At 46.5% G+C, this 24,557-nt stretch carries 20 protein-coding genes; 11 read left to right on the top strand and 9 right to left on the bottom strand.

Annotated features, from left to right (window positions below):
- The first annotated feature begins 139 nt into the window (after window positions 1–139).
- From JUB15_RS21255 to JUB15_RS21235, 5 genes are all read left to right on the top strand, one after another.
- A complete protein-coding gene (locus JUB15_RS21255) occupies window positions 140–1,441 on the top strand; it encodes an SWIM zinc finger family protein (RefSeq protein ID WP_207514672.1) in 1,302 nt (433 codons plus the stop codon).
- 28 nt (window positions 1,442–1,469) lie between these two features.
- Complete coding sequence (locus tag JUB15_RS21250; protein WP_207514671.1) at window positions 1,470–2,924, top strand: DUF5691 domain-containing protein; 1,455 nt, start codon at window positions 1,470–1,472, stop codon at window positions 2,922–2,924.
- A gap of 14 nt (window positions 2,925–2,938) precedes the next feature.
- Entirely contained in the window at window positions 2,939–4,018 is a 1,080-nt protein-coding gene (locus JUB15_RS21245; protein ID WP_207514670.1) for an ATP-binding protein, read from the top strand.
- An 85-nt stretch (window positions 4,019–4,103) separates the two neighbouring features.
- Window positions 4,104–6,377 (top strand): DUF5682 family protein, encoded by a 2,274-nt coding sequence (locus tag JUB15_RS21240; protein WP_207514669.1) that lies wholly within the window; start codon window positions 4,104–4,106, stop codon window positions 6,375–6,377.
- Complete coding sequence (locus tag JUB15_RS21235) at window positions 6,364–7,506, top strand: vWA domain-containing protein (protein WP_207514668.1); 1,143 nt, start codon at window positions 6,364–6,366, stop codon at window positions 7,504–7,506. Before JUB15_RS21240 ends, JUB15_RS21235 begins: the two co-directional genes overlap by 14 nt.
- A 15-nt stretch (window positions 7,507–7,521) precedes the next feature.
- Here JUB15_RS21235 and JUB15_RS21230 read toward each other — a convergent pair whose 3' ends face one another.
- From JUB15_RS21230 to JUB15_RS21220, 3 genes are read right to left on the bottom strand one after another with little or no spacing between them, the layout of a single operon-like run.
- Window positions 7,522–9,780, bottom strand: coding sequence for a hypothetical protein (locus JUB15_RS21230; RefSeq protein ID WP_207514667.1), 2,259 nt, complete (start codon window positions 9,778–9,780; stop codon window positions 7,522–7,524).
- Entirely contained in the window at window positions 9,737–10,747 is a 1,011-nt protein-coding gene (locus JUB15_RS21225; RefSeq protein WP_207514666.1) for a hypothetical protein, read from the bottom strand. Before JUB15_RS21225 ends, JUB15_RS21230 begins: the two co-directional genes overlap by 44 nt.
- Window positions 10,748–10,791: 44 nt before the next feature.
- Complete coding sequence (locus JUB15_RS21220; RefSeq protein ID WP_207514665.1) at window positions 10,792–12,384, bottom strand: class I SAM-dependent methyltransferase; 1,593 nt, start codon at window positions 12,382–12,384, stop codon at window positions 10,792–10,794.
- Window positions 12,385–12,511: 127 nt separating this feature from the next.
- Here JUB15_RS21220 and JUB15_RS21215 point away from each other — a divergent pair, with 127 nt between their 5' ends.
- Window positions 12,512–13,204: an NUDIX hydrolase gene (locus JUB15_RS21215; RefSeq protein ID WP_207514664.1), complete on the top strand. Its 693-nt coding sequence runs from the start codon at window positions 12,512–12,514 to the stop codon at window positions 13,202–13,204.
- A gap of 54 nt (window positions 13,205–13,258) precedes the next feature.
- On the opposite strand, the gene JUB15_RS21210 is transcribed toward JUB15_RS21215, so the two are convergent.
- The 3 genes from JUB15_RS21210 to JUB15_RS21200 form a co-directional block, all read right to left on the bottom strand.
- The gene (locus tag JUB15_RS21210) at window positions 13,259–13,609 is read right to left on the bottom strand and encodes a DUF5615 family PIN-like protein (RefSeq protein ID WP_207514663.1); all 351 of its coding nucleotides are present in this window, start codon (window positions 13,607–13,609) and stop codon (window positions 13,259–13,261) included.
- The gene (locus JUB15_RS21205) at window positions 13,599–13,832 is read right to left on the bottom strand and encodes a DUF433 domain-containing protein (protein ID WP_207514662.1); all 234 of its coding nucleotides are present in this window, start codon (window positions 13,830–13,832) and stop codon (window positions 13,599–13,601) included. The genes JUB15_RS21210 and JUB15_RS21205 overlap by 11 nt, the downstream gene beginning before the upstream one ends.
- 264 nt (window positions 13,833–14,096) lie before the next feature.
- A complete protein-coding gene (locus tag JUB15_RS21200; protein ID WP_207514661.1) occupies window positions 14,097–14,708 on the bottom strand; it encodes a fibronectin type III domain-containing protein in 612 nt (203 codons plus the stop codon).
- Between the two features lie 739 nt (window positions 14,709–15,447).
- Between JUB15_RS21200 and JUB15_RS21195 the strand changes: the two genes are divergently transcribed.
- The 5 genes from JUB15_RS21195 to JUB15_RS21175 all read left to right on the top strand — a co-directional run bounded on the left by JUB15_RS21195 (window position 15,448) and on the right by JUB15_RS21175 (window position 20,883).
- Window positions 15,448–15,831: a LytR/AlgR family response regulator transcription factor gene (locus JUB15_RS21195; protein ID WP_207514660.1), complete on the top strand. Its 384-nt coding sequence runs from the start codon at window positions 15,448–15,450 to the stop codon at window positions 15,829–15,831.
- Between the two features lie 508 nt (window positions 15,832–16,339).
- Complete coding sequence (locus JUB15_RS21190; protein WP_207514659.1) at window positions 16,340–17,236, top strand: NUDIX domain-containing protein; 897 nt, start codon at window positions 16,340–16,342, stop codon at window positions 17,234–17,236.
- 48 nt (window positions 17,237–17,284) lie between these two features.
- Window positions 17,285–18,760: a nicotinate phosphoribosyltransferase gene (locus JUB15_RS21185; RefSeq protein WP_207514658.1), complete on the top strand. Its 1,476-nt coding sequence runs from the start codon at window positions 17,285–17,287 to the stop codon at window positions 18,758–18,760.
- Between the two features lie 227 nt (window positions 18,761–18,987).
- Entirely contained in the window at window positions 18,988–20,007 is a 1,020-nt protein-coding gene (locus JUB15_RS21180; RefSeq protein WP_207514657.1) for an LLM class flavin-dependent oxidoreductase, read from the top strand.
- 213 nt (window positions 20,008–20,220) lie between these two features.
- Window positions 20,221–20,883: an NAD-dependent epimerase/dehydratase family protein gene (locus JUB15_RS21175; RefSeq protein WP_207514656.1), complete on the top strand. Its 663-nt coding sequence runs from the start codon at window positions 20,221–20,223 to the stop codon at window positions 20,881–20,883.
- Between the two features lie 47 nt (window positions 20,884–20,930).
- On the opposite strand, the gene JUB15_RS21170 is transcribed toward JUB15_RS21175, so the two are convergent.
- The 3 genes from JUB15_RS21170 to JUB15_RS21160 form a co-directional block, all read right to left on the bottom strand.
- Window positions 20,931–23,102, bottom strand: a complete 2,172-nt coding sequence (locus tag JUB15_RS21170; protein WP_207514655.1) for a xanthine dehydrogenase family protein molybdopterin-binding subunit — start codon at window positions 23,100–23,102, stop codon at window positions 20,931–20,933.
- Window positions 23,103–23,164: 62 nt separating this feature from the next.
- Window positions 23,165–23,641 carry a (2Fe-2S)-binding protein gene (locus tag JUB15_RS21165; RefSeq protein ID WP_207514654.1) on the bottom strand — a complete coding sequence of 159 codons (477 nt, stop codon included), beginning with the start codon at window positions 23,639–23,641 and terminating at the stop codon, window positions 23,165–23,167.
- 196 nt (window positions 23,642–23,837) lie between these two features.
- On the bottom strand, window positions 23,838–24,425 hold the full coding sequence (locus JUB15_RS21160; RefSeq protein WP_207514653.1) for a peptidylprolyl isomerase: 588 nt from the start codon (window positions 24,423–24,425) through the stop codon (window positions 23,838–23,840).
- Window positions 24,426–24,557: the final 132 nt, after the last annotated feature.

The raw sequence follows: 24,557 nt of genomic DNA, 5'->3' as shown, positions 1-24,557 counted from the left end.
CAGGGAAGGTTTTGATCGCCTGATAGGATTTTAGATACCAGGGACAGGTAACTTTGCATGCAGTTGCACGATGCTATAGTTACATGGATCAGAAAAAGCGGACCATGATCTTATTCTAAAGACAATAAAACTTTTTTGCTTGCAATTAACCGAAGAACAAGTGCTTGCCCTGGCACCTGATGAATCTTCCAAAAGATCCGGGAAGGAGCTCTCGAGTCCGGCCAAATGGGTGAGCAAAGGTGTAAATGAGCTGGCGCTCTGGGGCGAATGCCAGGGCAGCGGCAGTAAACCTTATCAGGCGCAGGTTGACCTGGTGAATATTGCTTTTAAATGCAGTTGCCCCAGCCGCAAATTTCCCTGTAAACATGGGATAGGGCTGCTGTTGTTGTACGCACGTGCTAAAAATGATTTTACCAACAACCAGATGCCGGCATGGGTGTCGGAATGGATCAGCAAACGATCTGAACGGCAGGAAAAGCAGGCTGCGCAAAAAGATAAACCGGTTGATGAAGCCGCACAGGCAAAGCGCCGCCAGGCCCGTGAACAAAAAGTGAGCGATGGTATTGAAGAACTTTTACAATGGTTAAAAGACATCATTCGCAATGGCATCATCAATATACCTGAAAAAGGATCAGCCTGGTTTGAGAATATGGCCAGGCGGATGGTAGATGCCCAGGCGCCCGGACTGGCAGGTATGCTCAGGAACATGGCCGAAATAAACTTTTATCGCGATGGCTGGCAATCAGTATTCATCGACCAGCTCTTGCGCTTATATATCGTTGCTACTGGCTATAAGAATAGCGAACACCTTTCTCCCTTATTACAACAGGATCTTCGCACGTCGATCGGCTTCACCCAAAACCAGGATGAATTAAAAGAGCAAACAGGTATTACCGATACATGGCTGGTGCTTGGTAAACAGGTTACCGAAGAAGATAATTTAACCATTGAAAGGAACTGGTTGTACGGTGTAACCACTGATCAGTATGCGCTGGTGCTGCAGTTCATGGTACGCGGCCAGGGGGCGCAGCTGACAGTAACTCCCGGCCTTTTCCTTCAGGCCGAACTGGTCTTCTACCCATCCGTTGTTCCTTTGCGGGCCATTGTAAAAAAACAGATCAGCACGGAGAGAATACAACAGTATAAAGGCTTTGCCAACTGGCAGCAGGTCGTGGAAGCTGAAACGGCCTATAGCGCCGCATTGCCCTTCCGCGGCGAAAGGCCCTTCATCATAGAACAGGTGCGGCCGGTTTATTATGAACAGCAATGGTGGTTACAGGACAACAACAATGCCATGATGCATATTAAAAACGGGTTTAAGAGCATCTGGAAATTATTATCGTTGAGCGGTGGCGAACCGTTGAACATGGCAGTAGTAGGCAAAGAAAAAGTGTACGAACCCTTTGGGGTGTGGTACCAGCAGGAATATAAGATTCTATAACAAAGGATATTCTAATTAAAACAGGTATATGCAAACCTGGGATCAAATAATAAATACGGCTTTACTGGGCACCGATAAAAGAACGCTTGCTGTTAGTGAGTTGCCGGCTGAACTGGCGGCGGCGGCTACACACCTACAGCAAACCGTAAACGATAAAGAAGAACAGTTTTTACAAACAGCCGCGCTGGTATTTAATTACCGCCAGTGTGGGGTAATGCCCTTAAAAAAAGAAGGAGTGACCATTACAAAAGCGGATGCAGAAGAAAAGCGCTACTGCTCTGCATTGGCCTTACAAACGCTGAAAGATATTTTCGATTCGGAGAGCATTTCCCTTTTGCAGTTCTGGTTGCAATTATGTGAAGCAAAGGGCCAGATCGTAACGCCAGCGTTTGTTCCGGAATTGCTGAATGTCGGCATTCCTCAAAAAAAGCTGCAGAACCTGGTGGTAGCCTGTTGTGGTAAACGGGGCGAGTGGCTGGCGCGCTTCAATCCCGAATGGAATTTTTCTACGGCCACCACCGATGAAGAATTATGGCAAACAGGTTCGGTAGAGCAGCGTAAAGGCGTACTGGAGCATTTGCGCAAGGTAAATGCATCCACGGCCAGGGAATGGATGTTGCAAACCTGGGCACAGGAAGACGCTGCCACGAAAGTTGAGTTCCTGTTGATACTGGCTAATAATATCAATGAGGGCGATATTGAGTTCCTCGAAAGCCTGTCGAAAGAGAAAAGCAAAAAGGTAAGGGATGTGGCGCTGTGGCTGTTAAAGCAGATACCCGAATCACCTGTGGTGCAACAATACCAGCAGGTGCTGCAAAAAACGGTTACCATCGGAAAAAAAGGACTTCAGATAAAATTACCCGCCGGGCTCGATGAAGCCATTTTTAAGACCGGCATTGACAAACTAAGCAATAACAAAGAAATTACCGATGAAGAATTCATCGTTATGCAGCTGATGCAATCGGTGCCACCTGCGTTCTGGGAGAACCGGTTGAACAGTACACCCGATGTTATCATCCGGTCGATGCAAAAAGATGCGACCAACAAAAAGTTTTTGCCGGCAATGGTGCAGGCAGTAGTTGCCTTCAAAGATCAGCGTTGGGCAACTGCTTTCATGCAGAACAGCCAGGTCTTTTATATTGACATTATTCCGCTGTTACCGGTCAAAGAGCAGGAGTTCTACAGTATAAAGTTCATTGACCAGTTTGCAGAGAACATCATTGAGCATGCCATTAAACGCGAAGATACCTGGAGCGTTGATCTCACGCGGGCCATATTTATTCATACCGCCAAAAGCGTATACCAGTATAACCGGTCGTTTTACAGCCGCTATATTCATTGCATACCAGTGGGCATTGTTGGTGAACTGGAGAAATGTGCGCCGCCTGAAGATTACGCGCGAGCCACCTGGGGCAATACCAGCGACTATATCACCCGGCTCCTGGAACTGAAAAAGCAAACCATACAATCCTTCAACGACTAAATAATCATATCATTATGTCAACCTTATTACGTCAGCACGCCGAACAATTATACGCCCAGGAGCTGGAAGAACTGCAAAAGCAGGATACAGGAAAACGGCCGACTAATTGGAAATTAACGCCCCAGGCGGTGGTAACCTACCTTACCGGCGGCAAACTGAAAAATGGTTTTGAAGTATCGCCCAAATACATTGGCAACAAAAGACTGATGGAAATTGCCGTGGCTACCTTAACCACCGACCGCGCTTTGTTGTTGTACGGATTGCCGGGCACTGCCAAAAGCTGGGTGAGTGAACATTTGTCGGCAGCCGTTTGCGGCGATTCTACCATGATCGTACAGGGAACTGCCGGTACCAGCGAAGAAGCCATCCGGTACGGGTGGAACTATGCCCGCCTGCTGGCAGAAGGTCCTTCCGAAAAAGCATTGGTCGAAACGCCCGTTATGCGATCGATGAAAGAAGGGAAAATAGCCCGTATAGAAGAGCTTACCCGTATTGGCGCCGATGTGCAGGACACGCTGATCACTATCCTCTCAGAAAAAACATTGCCGGTTCCTGAACTGAATACCGAGGTGCAGGCCGTAAAAGGATTCAATGTAATTGCCACTGCCAATAACCGCGACAAAGGCGTGAATGAATTGTCAAGTGCCTTGAAGCGGCGGTTCAATACCGTTATATTGCCCGTGCCTGATTCCATGGATGAAGAAATTGATATTGTAAAACGCCGGGTTGAAAGTTTTGAAAAGATCATGGAATTACCGGCCGAACCGCCGGCGCTGCAGGAGATCCGCCGGATCGTAACCATTTTCCGCGAACTGCGCAGCGGCGTCACCATCGATGGAAAAACAAAGATCAAAGTGCCCAGCGGAACGCTTAGCACGGCAGAAGCCATTTCGGTTGTGAACAATGGGCTGGCAATGGCTGCTTATTTCGGCGATGGCCAGTTGAAAGCGGCTGACCTGGCTGCCGGTATTATCGGTTCTGTCGTTAAAGACCCGGTGCAGGATAAGCTGGTATGGCAGGAATACCTGGAAACGGTAGTTAAGCCGAGGGAAGAATGGAAAGACATTTACCGGGCTTGCAGAGATCTGATGTAAGCCAGGCTGAATTAACAGGGCATCTAAAGTTTAGTCAGGCCCCATTGACCATTGACCATTCACCATTCACCATTGACCATTCACCATGATCCATATATTAGGCATACGCCACCATGGTCCCGGTTCAGCAAAAAATGTAAAGGATTTCCTGGAAGCCTTAAAGCCGGACATTGTACTGGTTGAAGGGCCGCCGGAGGCAGATCCTTTATTACAATGGGTAAACCACGCTGGATTAAAACCGCCGGTAGCTATCCTGGTGTATCAGCCGGATGATCCGCAACGTTCATCCTTTTACCCGTTTGCTGAATTCTCACCCGAATGGCAGGCGATCGCATATGCCCGCCGCAACAATATTCATGTGCGGTTCATGGACCTGCCCATGGGCCATAGTATTGCTTTGGAAAATGAAAGCAGGCAGGTTGCTGAACGCCCGGGTTCTATCGAACCTTCGATCAATAATTATGCATTACGCAGCAATGAAGTAGCAGAAGCAGCAGCGATCCGGAAAGACCCGATCTCTTTTCTCGCAGAAGCAGCCGGTTACCACGATGGAGAGAAATGGTGGGAGCACATGTTCGAACACCGGCGTAATAACGAACAGGTATTTGATGCCGTAACCGAGGCCATGCAGGCCTTGCGCGAAACCTTCCCTCAAAAAGAAGACCGTATTGAACAGTTGCGTGAAGCCTGGATGCGTAAGACCATCCGGCAGGCAGAAAAAGAAATGTTCCGGAACATAGCCGTGATCTGTGGCGCCTGGCATGCCCCGGCGCTGGTATCGATGCCCAAACCAAAAGATGATAATGACCTGCTGAAAGGTTTGCCGAAAGTGAAGGTGGAATGCACCTGGATACCCTGGACGTATAGCCGCCTGAGTTATTATAGCGGTTATGGCGCCGGCATTGGATCGCCCGGCTGGTACGACCATATCTGGCATCACCCCAATGATGACGGCACCCGCTGGATGGCGAAAGTGGCGCAACTGTTCCGCACAAAACAAATGGACACATCTGTAGCGCATGTTATAGAAGCGGTGCGCCTCGCCGAAGCGCTGGCAAGCATGCGCAATTTATACAAGGCCGGACTGGAAGAGCTGAACGAAGCAACCCAGACCGTGCTTTGCAATGGCGAAAGTATTCTAATGCAGTTGATCAATGATGAACTGATCGTAAGCAACCGGATCGGGGAAGTGCCGCAGGAGATACCCAAACCGCCATTACAGCTGGATATAGAAAAATTACAGAAGCGGCTGCGGTTGCCGGCAACAGCCGACTTTAAAGATTATACGCTTGATCTGCGTAAGGAGAACGACCTGGAGCGCAGCATCTTCCTGCACCGCCTGCAACTGCTCGATATACAATGGGGCGAACGGCATGACGTATCGGGAAAGGGTACCTTCAAGGAGTTGTGGCGGTTACAATGGAATCCGGAATTGTCGATCAATATCATTGAAAAAGGCAACTGGGGAAATACCGTGGAGGAAGCTGCACAGCAATTTGTGATCGCCAAAGCCACTGAAGCCGATACGTTAAGTTCGGTTACCGGTTTGCTGGAGCATACCATTCCTGCCGAATTACACCGGGCGGTGGAAGTGTGCATCCGATGCATCAATAACCTGGCAGCCGCCAGTGGTGATGTAATACAATTAATGGAAGTGGTGCCGGGACTGGTGCAGGTAACCCGTTATGGCAATGTACGGAAGACAGATGCCGACCTCGTCTCAGGTATTGTAAACAGCATGCTCACCCGTATTTGTGTAAGCCTGCCTGCCGCCTGCACGGCTGTAACAGATGAGGCCGCCCAAAAACTGTTGGAGCTGTTCTTTAAACTGAACGATGCCGTAAACGTTTTGCAGCAGGCCGATATTACCGGTCAATGGCAGCAAACCCTGCAGGCCATAGCAGCAGCAGGCAATACTTCTCCCATGATCGCCGGTTATGCCACCCGGCTGCTGGCCGACTATAAATTACTGGAAGGCGATGAGCTGGTACGGGTGTTTCATTATGCCATGTCGGCCGCTACGCCACCAGATAAAGCAGCTGCCTGGCTGGAAGGATTTTTGAAAGGCAGCGGCACCATTTTGTTAATTGATAACGACCTGTGGAACCTCGTTAATAACTGGGTGAATGTATTGGATGAAGAAACCTTTACGCGGGTATTGCCTTTGCTTCGCAGAACTTTTTCCGGCTTTTCTTCCCCCGAAAGAAAAAAGCTGGGCGAAAAAGCAAAAGCCGGTGGAAGTGGTACTGCCAGCAGGGCGGTGGCTGAAACCGGTGTAGACGAAGAGCGCGCCAAACAGGGCATTCCGGTTATCATGCAATTATTGGGCATAAAAAATTTAAGCAATGATCAACAATGAACAACATATCCGCAAGTGGCGGCTCATCCTGGGTGGACAGGAAAACGATGGCACCGGTGTATCATTGAATGAGCGGGAACTGCAAATGGATAAAACGCTGGAAGCTTTGTATGACAGCAACCGGCAGGGTGGGTTGGGTCCTTCTTCGCCAAATGTTGCCCGCTGGTTAGGCGACATCCGCACTTTTTTCCCTTCTTCCATTGTACAGGTAATGCAGCAGGATGCATTGAACCGGTTGAACCTTACCCAGATGCTGTTTGAAAAGGAAATGCTGCAGAACGTAGAACCCGATGTGCACCTGGTAGCCACCTTAATGACGTTAAGTAAAGTAATTCCTGATAAAACGAAAGACACCGCCCGAATGGTCGTTCGGAAAGTGGTAGATGAGTTATTGCGAAAACTGTCGCAGCCAACACAGCAGGCTATCATGGGTAGTTTGAACCGAAGTGCGCGCAACCGCCGGCCACGGCATAACGAGATCAACTGGCATGCTACCATTCAAAAGAACCTGAAGCATTACCAGCCCGAATATAAAACGATCATTCCGGAAACGAGGATCGGGTATGGAAGAAAACGCACGTCCTTAAAAGACGTAGTGCTTTGCATCGACCAGAGCGGGTCGATGGGCACATCCGTTGTATACTCCGGCATCTTTGGTTCGGTGATGGCCTCTATGCCGGCAATTAAAACCAAGATGGTGGTATTCGATACGGCGGTAACGGATCTTACAGAAGAATTGACCGACCCGGTGGAATTATTGTTTGGCGTACAATTAGGCGGCGGCACCGACATCAATCTGGCGCTCACCTATTGCCAGCAGATCATTACCAAACCCAATGATACCGTATTGGTATTGATCACCGACCTGTACGAAGGCGGCAATGAAGATAAAATGCGTAAGCGGGCTGTAGAGCTGGTAGCGGCCGGTGTGCAGGTAGTAGTATTACTGGCCCTGAATGACGAAGGCGCACCTTTTTATGATCATAACAACGCCCAATTCTTTTCCAATCTGGGCATTCCGGTCTTTGCCTGTACACCTGACAAATTTCCCGATCTGATGGCTGCCGCCCTAAGCAAACAGGACATTGGCCTGTGGGCAGCAAAAGAAGATATGGTGTTGAAAAAATAATGAGGTACGTATGCGCTATTGCTGCGCATACGTACTTAAATAACCACACTCTCTGATCGCTTCTTTATAAAATTGCGTATTGGCGTATTGCTGTTTCAATGCTTTGAAGCCGTTCCATGGTAAGAAATCAGGAAGCCTGGCATGATCGCCGTATTGGTATTTGGGGTTATTGTAAAGCGTCTGGTTGTACCATTGATTGCGTTCACATTTGGCCAGCATGTAATGACATTTTGCTTTTTGTTCGGCTGTTTTGGCCGCATTCAAAGCCAGGGTGTAATATTTGGTGGCCAGTTTCATATCAATAAGGAAATCCCTGAAAACAGAATCTATGGCAAAAGGGGAATAATGCGATGAACCAACTATATTGTTTTCATAGAAGGCACGGGCATTGCCATAATGCGTGAGATTGTAAAACGCATTTGCAACCAGCATGGCATTGCTATACACTTCGCTGTTTGTTTTGATCTTCTCTTCCATTTCTTTCATCTTTTTAAGCAGGTCGAGCTTGGTGTATTTTATTTTTTGCGGCGCCTCATGGTCGCAGTCGTGGCAGTCCTGCAGGCGTCCATTGAAGGGGTTGCCGGGTAATGGAGCGCTGGCAGGTACGGTTTCCATTTTAGCGATCGCTTCATCCAGTTGGTCGTCATACGTTAACCGGATAGCCTGGTATTCATTGAGGTCGTTGGTTGTAAGCGGGTAAAAGCTGGCGCAGAGCGTTTCATAAGGCGTTTTATTCGCTTTGTTCAAAAAGCTTTTCATGGCCTCTATGTTGCCGTCGTTGGTATAGAATGACAGGTAATTGTTGAAGCAAACGGCTTTTAGGAATTCTTTTTGTTTAATGTACCGGTCGGCCAGCGTGCTTTTTATCCATTGAAAGGCGGTGTTATACCGGAATGTTCCATCCGGGGTTTTTAGTTTTTGCAACCAGTTCAGGTCTGCCAGCACTTTATTTTCCAGTTTACTGTCTGCCTTGGGAGTGCTTGCAACGGTATTCACGAGTTTCAGTAACCTTAATTGATATTGCACCAGTTCTTCTTTGGGCAATTTTTTCCCGGCTGCAGTGTAAGCGGTAGCAGCCTGTTGAAAATTACCGTTCAGCATGTTTAAATAGCCGGCTGCTATATGCCACATATAGGGTTGGTGCGTATTACCGGCTTGCGCAATGCGGGTAACCAGGGCTAACAGTTCGCTGGTGCTGGTGTCTTTTTTGAATTGCAGACTTTTACTGGTGTAGTCTTTATCCCAGGTGCTGAACTTTTGTTCCTGTTTATTTACGGCCCTTGTTAGTAGCAGGTTCAGTTTTTCACTGTGCGGGTTCAGGTTGTAGATCTCCTGTATGGCCCGTTTTTCATCGGTATAGAAGGTGCCAAGCATTTGCCACAGCGTTGCCTTCTCGTCGTTATTGGCGCATAGCGCCAGGGTAGCTTTCCATTCATTTTCTTCTTTGGGGCCAAAGCTCCAGTGAGCCACTGTTTTCAGCGCATCGCAACCGTCGTATACCTTGCTGTAATAGTAGGATCCTTTAGGAAAGTTCTTTAATTTATAACACGCGCCGGCTGCATAGGCCATGGTTCGATAATACATTTCATTCTTTTCGAAGGAGGCTTCATTTTTCTCAAACAGATCCAATGCGCTTTGTGCCGGACCGTTGAAGAAATAAGAACGTTCCAGCTGGAACCAGTACCGTTGTTTTAGGAAAGCGTCTTTCGTTTGCGTAAATTCCTGCAGTAATTCTTTATTCAACTGTGCGGTGTTAATATTTACGGGCTTTTTCTTCGATTCGTAATCCCATGAATATTCCAGGTTGTTAACGGCAAAAGCCTCGCTTTTTTTCGCCAGTGCCAGGTACCTTAAAAAGTCAGCCGTCTTTTTATCGTTTTTCCGGAACAAAGAGAATGATCTAACAGATAATGGCAAGGTTTTTAACCTGCCTGCCTGGTAAGCGGCCAGGCTGTCGATGGTTTCTGCAGGGGCATTCACGAGCAGAAATTCGAGTTCGGTCCTGGATGTACCGTTGCCCAGGTAGTTTGCCCAGTCCTTTATATTCGATTCATTGAAGCGGGTGTTGTGTTGCCTGTCGTGACCAATGCCATAGTAAAACATATCTGAATAGAAGAAGGGCTGGTAGGCATCGTTTACGAACGCTTCCGGTGTAAAGCTGGAATCACCGTATTCAGGTCCCCAGTCGCCTGCGCAGGCCAGTATAATACCGGTTCCAACGGCGAACGAACTAGTCAGTGTTACGAAGTACTTTTTTGAGAATATCTTTTTCATATTGAACGAGGTTAGTGCTATCCAGATCATAAAAGATCAACTTGCCTATACGATGGTTCGTATGCTGGTTGACCTGTGTTGTTATATCGAGCAGGTCTTCGGCCGGTACATGTTCAGGTTTAATGACATCATTTTCCTTGAAGTAGTAACCTGCCTTAAAACAGCCGTGTTTTGCCTTATACCAGTTGGTGTTTACGTTTGTAAAATTAGAATCATTTTCAAACTGGCTGATATTGATTTTATTCAGCAGCTCCACCACTTTTCCGTCACGAACTTTAAGCGCCCAGGAGAATACAGGAAGGGCAATATCCATTGGCAAAGGATACGATCTGATGTAACTGTTGTACCGGTTGGCCACCGCTTTTTCGTAAATGGAATTATTGTTATCGCCGGTAATAGCGCCCATATTGTAATACATCAGTACCCCATAGTCAACTGGCGGAATGCCCGTTCTTTCCTTGTATTTTACCTGGTGCAGCCGGATGGTGGCAGAGACCGTTTGCTGGGCAATGGCCCTGTATTGCCTGATGAATTCGAAGAACCTGTCCCGCGTGCGTTCTGTCCAGTCGCAATCGAATTGTATTTCGCGGGTAATTAATTGTTGCGATTGATTGATTTGGGTCACCAGGCCGAACACATTGCGGGCAAGTGTTGTAATAGCCGACGAGGGCAGTTGTTCAAAAGTTCTGTTCCTGATAAAAATTACCGGAATGATCCTGTATGACCGTACAGTTGAATCCAGTTGTACCGGCGAAACCGGTGCCGGCTGCGCGTCGCCCTCTTTATGATCCACATCGAAATACCGTACATACAGCGATTTAACGGCATGTTCCTGTAATACGCTTTTTTCGTAATTGTTCAGTGCGAACTGCGTTTTCCAGTAATAGAATGAAAGCGGTTTGGTTTGATGCCGGCAGCCGCCAGTCAATACAAGTATTAGAAGAAATGAACACCAATGTTTTTTCATTATGCAGACAGGGGTTAAGCCAATGCATGTGCAAGTTACAGGTGTTATGCTTTCACTCCAATCAAAAACATAGTGGTAACTGGGTAATTCAATGGTTCCAATTGCCCGTTATTGAGGGTAAACAATTCGCATTTTCCTTTCCAGCGATTCGCCACGATCCATTCATTGGTAAATGCCTTTGAGTCGGTGTGGATGGTAAAGCCTGCTTTTTGCAGATTGATCTTCCATTCTGAAAGATCCCAGAAACAAAACGTTTCATGCATTTCACTTTGCCAGTTGTCGGTATAATCTTTCCGGCTAAGGAACTCCATGGCATCCCGCAAACTGGTTATAATGTATTTCTTATTGTGGATTGTAGTAGTTGAATACTTCAATACATAACCTTCTTTCTGCCTGAAATCACGGGCAAAACGAAGGAACCGGGCATGGGTTGATAAACCGGAAAGGTATTGAGAAAATGCCTGTTTGTCGGTACAGGTTGCAAAAGGGTCTTCATTGCTGCCATCAGCATCATTGAGCCAGAGGTGAATGATCTGGTCTTTGTTTTCGGGACCAACCACATCGCGGTTGATCCAAACGCCACCGGGCGCCAGTTCCTCATACCGGTTTTGAATGAATTGCAGCAGATCATTGCGGCTTCCATACGACTCAATTTCATGGGTAAGTGAAGAAGTATGGATCGTATTCATGGAGTTTGGTTCAAATACCAGTCCGGTCACTGCATTTTTCTGGGAGAAGAAAACGAACGGGTTAATGAACTCACCGTTTTCTTTCCGTTGCTGGCACAGTACATATAAATAACGGGAAACTTCGATACCATAAAAGTCTGATTCGCGCAGGCGTTCATCTTTGCAGGCCAGTTTGATCCACGACCCTACGGCACAACCGATATCGCCGATGCGGCCGGGCTGGATAAAGCTGGCCGTATCATGGTATTTCATTTCAGCAATGTCATCCATCTGGCGAACATATACATTGTAGTCGCGCGTTTCCGTAAGATCGCCGTCACTGCTGATCATCACATCTCTGAAAAGCATTTGCACTTTTTCTCCCCGCCGGTATTTGCGCCATACGTTATACGCCGATGTATGCATATGTGTCTGCACAAACGGATCGTTTTCCCATTCGGTGCTTTTGGCTATGTGCTCAACAAGATCCCATGGCATGGGAGTATGGTGCTGCCAGGTAGTGAGATCCTGCAGCTCGGCGGGCAGAATAGTGAAACCAAGCTGGTGGTACATGTTCAATACCGGTGTAGAACAAATGACAACTGTATTGGCCGGGGTACAATGGAACAGGCCTTCGCTGTCATGCTGAATGCGTTTAAGTGTATACCCCGCAAAATTGGGAACCTGACCTACATCGTCAATGCCATAGATATAAGTGGGAACGCCGAGTGTATTGCCAAAATCTTCAATGGCTATTGCCCGCAGGTAGAAGGGTAATGGATTGCGGCGTGTATTCGAGTGGTTGGCCGAAGTAACGGCAAATAGTACGGCTTTAATCGGTTGCGTAATGCCAATGGAGTTACCAAATACGTCTTTCTCCTGGTTCAAACCATTTTGTATAAGCCGTTGAATATAGCGAAACTGAAACTGTGTGAGCAATTGATGACGGCCGGGAATCAACAGATACATGGATCAGATTTGCGTTAAAGATACGGGTTAATATGCTGTTGTATTTCAATTATCACATTATCACATTAGCAAATTATCAAATTATGCACAGGTTGGTACTACAACTGAATGTTTTATATTGCATCCCATGTCAGTAGCTGGTTCAGACATCAAAGTTGCAGTAGATGCCATTGTATTTGGATATTCCAAGAACGAAGGCGTATCTATTTTGCTTATTCAGCGTAAGTATCCGCCCTTTAAAAATGCATGGGCGATACCCGGTGGTTTTGTGCTGCCCGAAGAATCGCTGGAAGAAGCGGTTCGCCGCGAGTTACGGGAAGAAACCGGGATCGAAGTAAATTATCTCGAACAGTTGTATACATTTGGCGATCCGGATCGCGATCCCCGCAAGCGGGTAATTTCCATTGCCTATTTTGCATTAGTAAAAAGCAGCCAGTTCCAACAATTAAAGGCCAGTACAGATGCCGAAAATGCACAATGGTTCAATATCAAATCCCTGCCACCGCTGGCGTTTGATCATAAGAAGATCCTGACCCTGGCTATTGAAAGGGTGCGCACCAAGATCCGGTATCAACCGATCGGCTTTGAATTGCTCGATCGTAAGTTTCCATTTGCCGACCTGGAAAAACTCTATGTTACGCTGCTTGACCGGGAGATAGACCGCCGTAATTTCTATAAAAAGGTAATGGCCCTGGGTATTCTTGACGAAACGGATGAACTGGCAAAAAGCGAAGGCAAGGGCCGCCCCGGTAAAATGTACCAGTTCAATAAAAAGCGCTACCAGGAATTGGTGAAGGAAGGGATCAATTTCGAGATTTAGGGAGCGCGGAATACAAATTTGAACACCCGGCCTTCGATGAGAACATTGGAAGTATCAGTCAATTTCAACGATGGCTACATCAGAAGTCATTAGAATTTTTACTGCCTCGGTTATCCCAGCTTGAATTCGCTCCCAAAGCTGTCTGCTTCCCATATTACCAATTCTAATATTGATCAATTTAGGAGGAGCTCCTAATCGATTAATTAGTTCCGGGAAATCGGCATCTTTTGATACTAAGATTACCCGTCCGCGATTTTTTGCCTTTTCGTAAATTTCTTTATCGGTCAAAAAATGAAATGAAAGGCTGTAAGAAGACTTAACGACCAAACCAGTCGCTTCAGCCATCCATTTGGCTATGATTGGCGATAGATTTGTATCTATCCAAATTTCCCAATCAGGCTGCATGAATAACTACTGTATTTTTAATTTTCATCGAAGCATATAGGAGAGCTGCTGCAATATCTGCCTTTTCAAGAACAGGATGTTCTTCAATTATGTCGGCTTCAGAAAGACCGCTTGACAATAACTCGAGTATATCGCTTACCGGAAAACGCATTCCGCGAATGGTAGGTTTGCCGCCCATTAGTCCAGGCTGTATCGTAATTCTATCAAGTAATGACCTATCCATGGTTTTTCTTTGTTACAAGTTACTCAAAATCTTTTTATAGCAGTATCCAGAGAAATTGCCTCTTAACTTGATACAAATGTAAGAAACACTATAACAAAATGAATATCAAATTATAATGAAGCGAATTGAATCTGAAAGTATTTTTTCCCATCCTTCTAGAATAAAAAAAATGAATTTTTGTTTCCCGATCTCATAGCTGCACACCAAAACGGGGCCGCCTGCGCAGCCCCGTTGTAATCCTGTGTAAGGACAATTTGATATGTTCTATTGAATCACTACGGAAACAACCGGCGAGAACCCGGTTTGCCTGTTATAGCCGATGGCTACAACACGAAACCAGTATCGCTTTTCGGAGGACAGTCCCTCGAAAGTATAAATGCCCTCGGAACTGCCCATTCCTATCCATTCGGTGTTTATACCAGGCGGCTCTTTCGTGTATTGATGTATGTAGCCTTTCGCGCCGGTTACATTTTTAATACGTGTGGTAGCCGTTCCTGGTCCGCCCAATACAACATCGAGTATTTCAATAGATGGTGGCAGGTCGTAACCATTGCTGCTCTCGCTGGTAGCATCAAAACCGCTGCTAAGGATCAGCGTTCTGTCGCCCTTGCTGGTTACTGTTACATAATCGGCCAGTTCGATCAGCGAGTTCAGCATAATAGCCTTCAACTTGTTTTTAATAGCCACCTTTTCCCTGTCACCGCTCTTGGCTTCTTTACGTGCGGTCTGAAATGCAGGCCGTGTCTTTTTTAGCTCTGCCAATGCTGGCGGTGGATCGGGGAAACCAGGGTTGTTATCCATTTTTTCCTCGATGCGTTCGCTTATTGTTGTGAATTCGCTTTCGCGTCTTGGGAACTTTGCCCTTATCGTCTTCATGTCGTTGAGTTTTTGTGGTGAATAAATCGGTTTGTCCAGCCTGCCTGCGATGCGTTTTTTTTAAGGCAAAACAAGGCAGATAACGCTACTATCAAAGCTTCGCCCAATCCCGATGGCCTTCCGGCACCGTGCTCCTTTAATAAAGCTTCGCATAAGCGTAAGCCAGGTGACACTGAGTCAATGAGTATGGTGAATGTAAGGCCGGACGGGATGAAATTGATCGGCACCAAACAACTGATTAAAATTTCCTGTTTGTAAGCCGCTTTTACTGTGGAATTCCTTTTGAAAAAAAACAGTGTCAATGATCGCTGATTGAAGAATGCCATTCAAGTCGCTTCTCTCGTTTGGCATTAAGCGAATGCTTCATCAGCAACGATTAACGACTCAAAACTAGATGTAATACCGGCTGTCTCCTGAAAAAAGGGAAGGGCTTTACCTAAAGTTGGGACGGGCTTCGGAAAAACCCGGGACGAATAGCATTCGCTATTGGGGAACAACTCAGTATCAGGGACGGGCACCAGTTAAAGCGGGGACGAACCATAACAAAAGCCGGGACGAATGACTTGTTTATGTCGTAAGAATGTATGATAATTCGCTAACCATAGTTCAATCATGTATGAAACAGTAGCGCTATGGCCATGTGGTATACTGTCATGATCTAAAGCCATAGATCACCTGCCCAAAATAGTATATTCGTTAATCAATTACTGAGTAACCATGTAATCCTTAACTGTGTATTATGGACAAAAAAACTTTTTTTTTCAGACAGGATGGTCTTTTGAAAAAACTGGATCTTGATGAGATCATTTACCTGGAGGCCGCAAAAAATTATACCAGATTATACACCTTCAATAACATGTACATGGCCCGGGTATCACTTGACGCAGCGATGAAACTGCTACCAGAGAATAAATTTTTGCGTGTGCACCGGTCATTCGCAGTGGCGGCTGAACATATAGATGTGGTAGCAAGGGATTCTGTTAGATTTACCAATTTGCGAGTAGAAGTCCCTGTTTCAAGAATGTATTATGTTGCCCTCACAAAGCAGATCATTATCCTTGACTCGGCAGCTATTGATGCAATAGGAACCAAATTGAGTAAAGGTCGCAGAAAAAAAGCCTAGGATTGGCCTTGTTGCCTGGCTTTGATCTGCTTAGAAATACCTTTCTCAAATCAGTGGTTTTTGTAAGAGTTTGGAACGTATTATTTGTAGCCAGAAACGGGTCGTAATAGTTTTTAGCGCATCGTTCATAGCTACAAATGGTGCCCCAAACTTGGTAGCGTATGGTTTATAGCTATAAATGGCGTTCCAGGAGTTTGTAGCATATGGTTTATAGCAGGCAAAGGAACTGTAACAGTTTGTGACGTATGGTTTACAGCCGAAAATGGGTCGTTAATAATTGTTACCGTATTGTTTATAACTATTAATGGTGCGTTTACAATTTTTAGAGGGTCTATTCAATAGACTGTGTCAATGGTGTCGCCGGCATTTCCTGCCTTATAGCTTTCGCTTCCTGCTTTCCTTAGGACCAACCAATTAAGGAACAGCCATAAATTTATTTTGCGTTTGTTTTACGCAAAATTTGGATATTCCAACGTCGCGTTATAAATTTGCGTATAAATAACGCAAAATGAAAGCAACTGGTGTTATTATAGCAAGATTTCAAACCCCGTACCTGCACGACGGACATAAGTATTTATTGGATGAAATCCGTTCCAAACACAATAAAGTAGTGGTGGTGCTGGGTGTATCGCCGGTAAAAGGCAGCCGGCGCAACCCCTTCGATTTTTACACCCGGGAGCGATTATTGAAACAATATGCACCCGAGCTGATGGTATTGCCATTGAGCGATCATCCTTCAGATGAGACCTGGAGCAAACAGTTAGATGCCCTCTTACAAAATACCTTTCCGCAGGAATCGTTTATATTATACGGCAGCCGCGATTGTTTTATTCCTTATTACAGCGGCCATTTACAGGTAGTGGCTTTGCCTGAGTTAGGCGAACATTCCGCTACGGCCATTCGGAACGAAAATAGCGACAAAGTGCTGGATACAACGGATTTCCGGATGGGTGTTAATTATGCTTATCAGAATACCTATTCAAAAGTATATCCTACGGTCGATATCGCGGTATTGAAAGAGAATGATACGCAGGTTTTGTTAGGTAAAAAGCACAATGCCCACCAATGGCGTTTCCCCGGCGGTTTTGCCGATCCCGCGGATGAGAATTATGAAGCGGCCGCCCGCCGCGAATTGCAGGAAGAATGTGGAGATATGGAAGTAAGCGCCATGCAATATGTGGGTTCGGCCAAAATAGATGACTGGCGTTACCGCTCCGAAGAAGATAAGATCGTTACGTTGTTTTTTAAGACCCAATGGCTGTTTGGACAGGCCCAGGCCAATGACGATCTGAAAGAACTGAGCTGGTTCCCTGTTAAGGAACTGCAATCAATGATGCAACAGGGAGCAATTGCCAAAGAGCACCACGTACTTGTAAACCTGTTATTGAAGAACATGAACATATAATTTCATAAGACCTTAAGACCCTTAATTAACAATTTAAACTTACATCATATGAAAACGCAGGAGAACTTTGTATTATTAGCCGATGCTTATAAATATTCTCACCATAAATTATACTATCCCGGAACAACAAAGATCTATTCTTATCTCGAAAGCCGGGGTGGACAATTCAATGAGACCATTTTCTTCGGACTGCAATATTTTCTGAAATACTATCTCGAAGGCAAGGTGATCACCAAAGAAAAGATCGATGCTGCTGAAGAGTTCTTAAAGCAGGTATTTGGCAGAACAGATGTATTTGACCGGAGCAAGTTTGACTATATTCTGGAAAAATACAATGGCCGATTGCCTGTTCGCATTAAAGCGGTGCCTGAAGGAACGGTAGTGCCCGTGAATAATGTGCTGATGACCATTGAAAATACAGACCCTGAATGTTTCTGGTTATCAAATTTCCTGGAAACGCTGTTGATGCAGGTTTGGTATCCCTGTACAGTAGCTACTGTTTCCCGTGAAGTGAGAAAGATCGTGGAGGAGTATTTTGAAGAAACCGCTTCAGAAGCTTCTAAAGCCGCTATCGATTTTGTCTTGAATGATTTCGGTTTCCGCGGCGCCAGTTCCGTAGAAAGCGCCGGGTTGGGCGGTGCGGCTCACCTGATCAATTTTATGGGCAGCGACACGCTCATGGGTAGTGTAGTAGCACAGCGCTATTATGATGCACAGAAAGTGTATGGTTTGTCAGTGCCGGCTACCGAGCACTCGGTTTGCACCCTGTTAGGCGAAGAAGGGGAAAGAGAGATATTCAAACATATATTGAAAACCTTTCCCACCGGTATCGTAGCCTGTGTATCTGACTCGTTCGACATCTTCCGGGCATGCAGTGACTACTGGGGAACTGAATTAAAAGATATCGTGTTGAGCAGGGATGGGGTGCTGGTGATCCGTCCTGACAGTGGTGATCCCGTATTTACGCTGTTGAGGGTGTTTGATATTTTACTGAACAAATTCGGTTATACCATCAATGAAAAAGGCTATAAGGTATTGCCGCCACAGGTACGGGTGTTACAGGGTGATGGTGTTAATGTACAGGCCATTCGTAGCATCTATGGCGCATTGAAAGTAAATGGCATCAGTGCAGAGAACCTGTTGTTAGGTATGGGCGGTGCTTTATTGCAGAAAGTAGACAGGGATACGCAAAAGTTTGCATTTAAATGTTCGTATGCCGAAGTGAATGGTAAACCGGTGGATGTGCAGAAGCACCCGGTTGAGGTGGATTCACATGGTAAACTGGTACAATCGTTCAAGACATCAAAGGCCGGACAGTTAAAATTGATCCGCACCGATGCCGGTTACCAGACAGTAAGAAAGGAAACATCACCCGGCTATGAAGATCAGATGATCACCGTATTTGAGAATGGTGCGATCATCAATACAATTAGCTTTGAAGAGATCAGGGAACGGGCGGTGGTTGCACCTTACAATATCGATGAAAAATGGGCATGTACGGAGAATGGCGGAATGAAATTATAAGAAGTAATGATATAAAAGACCTGTGCGACCGGCTGTCGAAAGCAACCGGTTTGGTTTGAGGATTAATGCGTCATGCATAAGCAGGGATATAAATTTTATTTGTCGGCCAACGGCGTATGGCTGGCTGATCATGTGCCGCCTGCATTTATCCGGTTCACCGGGTAAGAAATTATTTACCCCGGCATGACGCCATTAAACCTTTTTACAGCTCCCCTGTTACTATATGCATGCCGCTACAATTAAGTATCCTTGATCAAACCCCCATTCGGCGGGGCAGCAATGCATCTGAAGCTTTACAGGAATCGATTGAATTGGTACGCCTGGCTGATAAGCTGGGATATACCCGCTACTGGCTGAGTGAACACCATAATACGATAACGTTGGCAGGCGCCGCACCTGAAATACTGATTGCCCGCCTGGCCGCTGAAAGCAGTCGCATCCGCCTGGGCTCGGGTGGCATTATGCTACCCAATCACAGCAGCCTGAAAGTGGCAGAGAACTTTAAATTGCTGGAAGCATTGTATCCGCAACGGATCGATCTGGGCGTGGGCCGTGCACCGGGTGGCGACCGCATAACAGCCCAGTTATTGAATCCTTCCAATACATTTGATCCGCAGGAATATATTCAACAGATCAGCGATCTGCAGGACTTTTTAACCGACAAGCCAAGTTATAATAACATCCAGGGTAAAGTACGGGCCATTCCGCAAATTGATACCGTGCCTGAAATGTGGATGCTGACCAGCAGCGGCGAAAGCGCTTACCTGGCTGCCCATAGCGGTATGGCCTTAAGTTATGCCCAGTTCATAAACCCGGTTGGCGGAAAAGACGCTATTGCCATCTACAGGCAACGTTTCAAACCTTCAGATCAATTATCAACGCCTAAAGCAAGTGTAGGTGTTTTTGCCTTCTGTTCAGAAGATGCACACAAGGCGGAACAGGTGCAGGCCGTCATGGATTACCGCTTGTTGAGTTTCGAAAAAGGCCGCTATGATGAAATACCTACTTACGAGGCGGCGAGTCAATATAAATACACCGATAACGAATGGCAACGCGTACTGTTTAACAGGCAACGCACCATTGTGGGAACGCCGCCTGTAGTTAAAGAGAAAATAACAGCGTTGGCGGCAGAGCTGGATGTGCCGGAAGTGATGGTGGCTACTTTTGCAGAAACCAAAGAAGACCGCTTACGCAGCTATGAGTTGTTAGCGGAACTGTTTAGTCTAACGGTTGATGTGGAAAAATAATAGGCTTACCTGATCTGCATTGTAATGAATTCAGGCTGTCATTTATGACAGCCTCTTCTTTTTACTGGTAAATTTTATTTCCTTGCGAAATAATTGGCAGATCGCCTGATGCTACAATAAATGACGTCGTATTACCTTATTACCCTCAAATCGAAACCAACCAGTAGAGCGCAGTAAACAAGTAGGATCATAAACTGTTTTATTAAGAGATATATGAAAATTAAAGCTATTATAACGGGTGCTTCCGGTATGGTAGGGGAAGGGGTTTTGCATGAATGCCTGCAACATCCTGATGTCACAGAAGTGCTGGTGGTGGGCAGAAGAACAGCCGGTGTAAGTCATCCGAAACTGAAAGAGGTACTGCACCATGATTTCTTTGATCTCTCGCCTGTTCAAGATCAACTAAAGGGGTATAATGCCTGCTTCTTTTGTTTAGGGGTATCCTCTGTTGGTATGAAAGAAAAAGAATATCATCGTCTTACATATGACCTTACCATGTATATGGCCACCATCCTGGCCGATCACAATCCCGACATGACCTTTTGTTATGTTTCCGGTGCTGGTACCGACAGCACGGAGCATGGTAAAATGATGTGGGCCCGGGTAAAAGGACAAACGGAAAATGACCTGCTGCGGCTGCCCTTCAAAGCGGCTTATATGTTCAGGCCCGGTTTTATGAAGCCTACGAAAGGATTGAAGAATACATTAAAAGGATACAAATTTGTCAGCTGGTTATATCCAATAGTAAGACCCTTGTTCCCCAGTTATGTATCCACGTTACGTGAGCTGGGACTGGCCATGATCCACGCGGCCACTAAAGGATACGAAAAGCAGGTGCTGGAAGTAAAAGATATTGTCAGGCTGGCGCAGTTATAAAAATTCCCCCGCGACCGGCTGTATACGTGAAAGGCTGCGGCGATGGCTCAGCTTTTCATCAGATGATCCAATATAGGTAAATGCCTTATTCGCTTGCCGCAGGCCTTATATACTGCATTGGCAATAGCGGCGGCAGCTGGTCCCTGGGCTGCTTCTCCCGCCCCCATGGCCTTTTCATTGGGCTGCGCTATTACTACTACTTCCACTTCGGGAACCTGATCAAAACGCATGATGGGATAAGATGCCCAGTCGCGGCTGGTGATATGCTGCGCATCATACTTAACCTGTTCCATGAGCGTCCAGCTGGCTGATTGTATCATCCCCCCTTCTGTTTGATTGATCACGCCATCGGTATTGATCACTTCACCCGAATCAATCGCCGCCCACATTTTTTGCACCTGGATAGTTCCTTTTTCCGGCTGTACAAATACCTGCGCTGCCACCGCGCAATAGGAGGCTGAATTCTTATATCGCGAAAAAGCTATTCCCAATCCGGTATTAGCCGGCAGCGTAACGTTCGCTGTTATCTCCTGCACTTTACGGATCACCGCTTTGGCGCGGTCATCCGACAGATGTGCAAGCCGAAAGGTAAAAGGGTCTTTTCCCGCCTTTTCCGCCAGTTCATCCATGAACGATTCAATAGCAAATACATTGGCATAGGCGCCTAAACTGCGCAGGGCAGATGCCCGCAAGGGACCCTGGAATATGTGTGCTTTTATCAGCTGATTGGGAATCGTATAATACGGTTCTGAATTACGCGCCGCGCCACCGCCATGCCCCTGCTTTGCTTTGAAAGGTGTTGCCAGGCTTTGTGCCGAGATCAAATTGTTGGCTTCTCCACCCGGTCTGATGCTATGTGTATCTGACCACAGGTCGTATTTCCAGCTGCTTATCTTCCCTGAACTGTCCAGCACGGCCGCTGCTTCCATGATCATGGCGCTGCCATAAGGTTCCCACGCATGCTCATCGGCCCGCGTCCATTGCAGTTTAATGTGTTTGCCGGGGTATGCCATGGCCAGCAAGGCCACATCTGCTGCCACGTCATCTGCGCCGTTATGACCATAACAGCCGGAACCGGGCACACCGGTAATGTGGATCTTTTCCGTTGGTAATTGCAATAGTTTCGATAATGAGTTGCGCAATGGATAGATGCCTTGCGAATGTGACCATACATGCAGTTGTCCGTTATCGTAAATGGCAAGGGCGCAGGAGGGCCCAATGGAAGCATGCATGTGATATGGTTTAAAATACTGCGCTTTGATCCAGTTGGCATCATCCCCCGGCATAGTTCCTTTTATGCCTGGCTCATCTGGCTGTTCGGGTAAGGATTTTAAATAAGCGATAAGATCAGTTCCGGCGGGTAGTCTGGTGCCGGCCGACCATTTGCTGTTCTGTTGCAGCCATCGTTGTGCTTTAATGGCCTGGTATTCTTCACGGGCAATGATGCCAACGAAATTTCCGTTGACCACTGTTTTCAATACGCCCGGATTGCTTTTCAGTAATGCTTTTTCATCCAACTGCAGCAGCTTTGCTTCATAGGCTGGTGGCCGCACGATGCTTGCGTATACCATGCCGGGAAAACGCAGGTCCTGCACATAATACTCGTCACCCCGTACCATTCGATAGAGTTCATTACGGGGAATGGCTTTGCCAACCAGTTTGTATTTGTCTTTTGGTTTTAAAATTACCGGCGACTGTACTTTGTCAGTAATTTGTTTACCGTTCAATAATTGATAGAACGTAACAGCGCGATCGCCGGAGAGCGTACAGATCTTGCCGTCAGTGATCGTTAATTGATCAATGGGAATGCTGAGCTGGTGCGAGGCGAGCTCCAATAATTTTTGGCGGGCAGCTGCAGCGGCATAGCGAACCGCCATGGCGCTTTGTTCTATAGAACCACTGCCTACTGTATATCCTTCATCTGGCGTGCGGGCCGTATCGGCCAGCACCACTTCAACGCTTTTTATGGGGAAGTCAAGTTCTTCCGCAGCTACCTGCGCAATGGCGGTACCGATGCCCTGCCCTAATTCCAGCTTGCCGGTGAAAATACGGATCTGGCCATTGGCCAGCACCTCGAGCCAGGCATTGATATTCGGATGTCTTTTTATACTTTGTGGTAATTCCTGGAACAGGGGCGCCGGCGCATCGATAAACGACCCGTTTAAGCTAAAGCCGATGGCGAGGCATCCGGTATTCTTTAAAAAATTTCTTCTGTTCATAACTGGAAAGGTGAAAATTCCTTTTTGTATAAGTTATTGGTTGCACCAAAGGCAAACACAGACTATTTGCCCTGTTGTTTGGCTGCGGCGCTTTTAACGGCTTTGATAATGCGGCTATGGGTGCCACAGCGACATAAAGCGCGTTGTAAGCCTGCCCGGATCTCAGCATCGTTGGGTTGCGATTTTTCATTAAGCAGGGCAACGGCCGATATGACCATGCCGTTCATGCAGTAGCCGCATTGGGCCGCCTGTTCTTCCACAAAAGCTTGCTGTACGGGATGCAAGGTGTTATCCGGTTTCACCAATCCTTCCAGGGTTATGATATCCTTGTCTTTTACGGCGGCTACCGGTAACATGCAGCTCGGTTCGGCTTTGCCGTTAAGCAATACCATACAGGCGCCGCACTGCTGCAATCCACAGCCATATTTGGGACCGTTCAGCGCCAGTTGATTTCGTAAAACATATAACAGGGGAGTCGCCGGGTCAGCTTCAACGGTATGTTTTTTACCGTTTACCTGCAATTGGATGGTGGTGTTCATAATGATAAGCATTTTTTGCAGGCAGCATTTTACGCTGCCTGCCAATAGCAATTATGTCCATAAGTTAGGAAATTATGCCGAAAGCAGGTGAGTCGGCACGATGAATGGATTATTACAGGGATGGCATTAAAATGCACGCCGGAAATTTTAATGTCCCATTATAGTTATTAAACAGTTGCCCTGCAATCATTCAATGTTACAATTGAATAATATCAAAGATAGGCACCGGCGGGTCGAAGGATTGGTTGTCTTCCGGCTGGTTGTAGATCTTATTCACTACGTCCATACCTTTTACCACTTTGCCAAAAGCGGCATAACCTTGTTTATCGGCATTATTCTCGCCGCCATAATCAAAGCCTGGTTGGTCGCCCAGGCAGATAAAGAATTCACTGGTAGCAGTTCCAGGCGCAAGCCGGGCTAATGAAATAACGCCGTTCTTATGTTGTATACCTGTTTGCCGGGTGGTCTCATGCGGAATACCCGTGAGTGTATCGTGCACTTTTGGATTCGATCTGTACAAGCCACCCTGGATCAATTCTGCTTTTTCTGCATTGGATGGCTGGTTGTCGCTGTTCAAAACACGGTAAAACGAACTGTTCTTATAATAACCGGCCTTCACATAAGACAGAAAGGCGGCTACCGTCGTCGGCGCCTGATCGGGATATAATTCCACTTCTATATCGCCCAGTTTGGTTTGTATTTCAATATGCGGATTCTTGTACTTTGTTCCACAGGCAGCCATCAATAAGGCGATGGTCAAAATAAGGAGGTGTCGATTGCGCATGCATCAGTTTTAACAGTGCAAATTAAATGGTTTTTTCACCTTCCTGCAAGCAATAGCAGGTAAACTGCGGATTGCTCTGCTCTTCCAATTGTTAAAGAATTACCAACCGGCTGTTAACGATCTCACAAATGA

Source organism: Longitalea luteola (assembly GCF_017356035.1).
Taxonomy (GTDB): domain Bacteria; phylum Bacteroidota; class Bacteroidia; order Chitinophagales; family Chitinophagaceae; genus Niastella; species Niastella luteola.
Note: the sequence above shows the minus strand (reverse complement) of the source record. Positions and strands in the feature narration are given on the sequence as shown.

Excerpts from the sequence above, each read along its gene's own strand:
- JUB15_RS21250 (WP_207514671.1), top strand. The coding sequence starts at position 1,470 with ATGCAAACCTGGGATCAAATAATAAATACGGCTTTACTGGGCACCGAT.
- JUB15_RS21245 (WP_207514670.1), top strand. The coding sequence starts at position 2,939 with ATGTCAACCTTATTACGTCAGCACGCCGAACAATTATACGCCCAGGAG.
- JUB15_RS21240 (WP_207514669.1), top strand. The coding sequence starts at position 4,104 with ATGATCCATATATTAGGCATACGCCACCATGGTCCCGGTTCAGCAAAA.
- JUB15_RS21235 (WP_207514668.1), top strand. The coding sequence starts at position 6,364 with ATGATCAACAATGAACAACATATCCGCAAGTGGCGGCTCATCCTGGGT.
- JUB15_RS21230 (WP_207514667.1), bottom strand. The coding sequence starts at position 9,780 with ATGAAAAAGATATTCTCAAAAAAGTACTTCGTAACACTGACTAGTTCG.
- JUB15_RS21225 (WP_207514666.1), bottom strand. The coding sequence starts at position 10,747 with ATGAAAAAACATTGGTGTTCATTTCTTCTAATACTTGTATTGACTGGC.
- JUB15_RS21220 (WP_207514665.1), bottom strand. The coding sequence starts at position 12,384 with ATGTATCTGTTGATTCCCGGCCGTCATCAATTGCTCACACAGTTTCAG.
- JUB15_RS21215 (WP_207514664.1), top strand. The coding sequence starts at position 12,512 with ATGTCAGTAGCTGGTTCAGACATCAAAGTTGCAGTAGATGCCATTGTA.
- JUB15_RS21210 (WP_207514663.1), bottom strand. The coding sequence starts at position 13,609 with ATGCAGCCTGATTGGGAAATTTGGATAGATACAAATCTATCGCCAATC.
- JUB15_RS21205 (WP_207514662.1), bottom strand. The coding sequence starts at position 13,832 with ATGGATAGGTCATTACTTGATAGAATTACGATACAGCCTGGACTAATG.
- JUB15_RS21200 (WP_207514661.1), bottom strand. The coding sequence starts at position 14,708 with ATGAAGACGATAAGGGCAAAGTTCCCAAGACGCGAAAGCGAATTCACA.
- JUB15_RS21195 (WP_207514660.1), top strand. The coding sequence starts at position 15,448 with ATGGACAAAAAAACTTTTTTTTTCAGACAGGATGGTCTTTTGAAAAAA.
- JUB15_RS21190 (WP_207514659.1), top strand. The coding sequence starts at position 16,340 with ATGAAAGCAACTGGTGTTATTATAGCAAGATTTCAAACCCCGTACCTG.
- JUB15_RS21185 (WP_207514658.1), top strand. The coding sequence starts at position 17,285 with ATGAAAACGCAGGAGAACTTTGTATTATTAGCCGATGCTTATAAATAT.
- JUB15_RS21180 (WP_207514657.1), top strand. The coding sequence starts at position 18,988 with ATGCCGCTACAATTAAGTATCCTTGATCAAACCCCCATTCGGCGGGGC.
- JUB15_RS21175 (WP_207514656.1), top strand. The coding sequence starts at position 20,221 with ATGAAAATTAAAGCTATTATAACGGGTGCTTCCGGTATGGTAGGGGAA.
- JUB15_RS21170 (WP_207514655.1), bottom strand. The coding sequence starts at position 23,102 with ATGAACAGAAGAAATTTTTTAAAGAATACCGGATGCCTCGCCATCGGC.
- JUB15_RS21165 (WP_207514654.1), bottom strand. The coding sequence starts at position 23,641 with ATGAACACCACCATCCAATTGCAGGTAAACGGTAAAAAACATACCGTT.
- JUB15_RS21160 (WP_207514653.1), bottom strand. The coding sequence starts at position 24,425 with ATGCGCAATCGACACCTCCTTATTTTGACCATCGCCTTATTGATGGCT.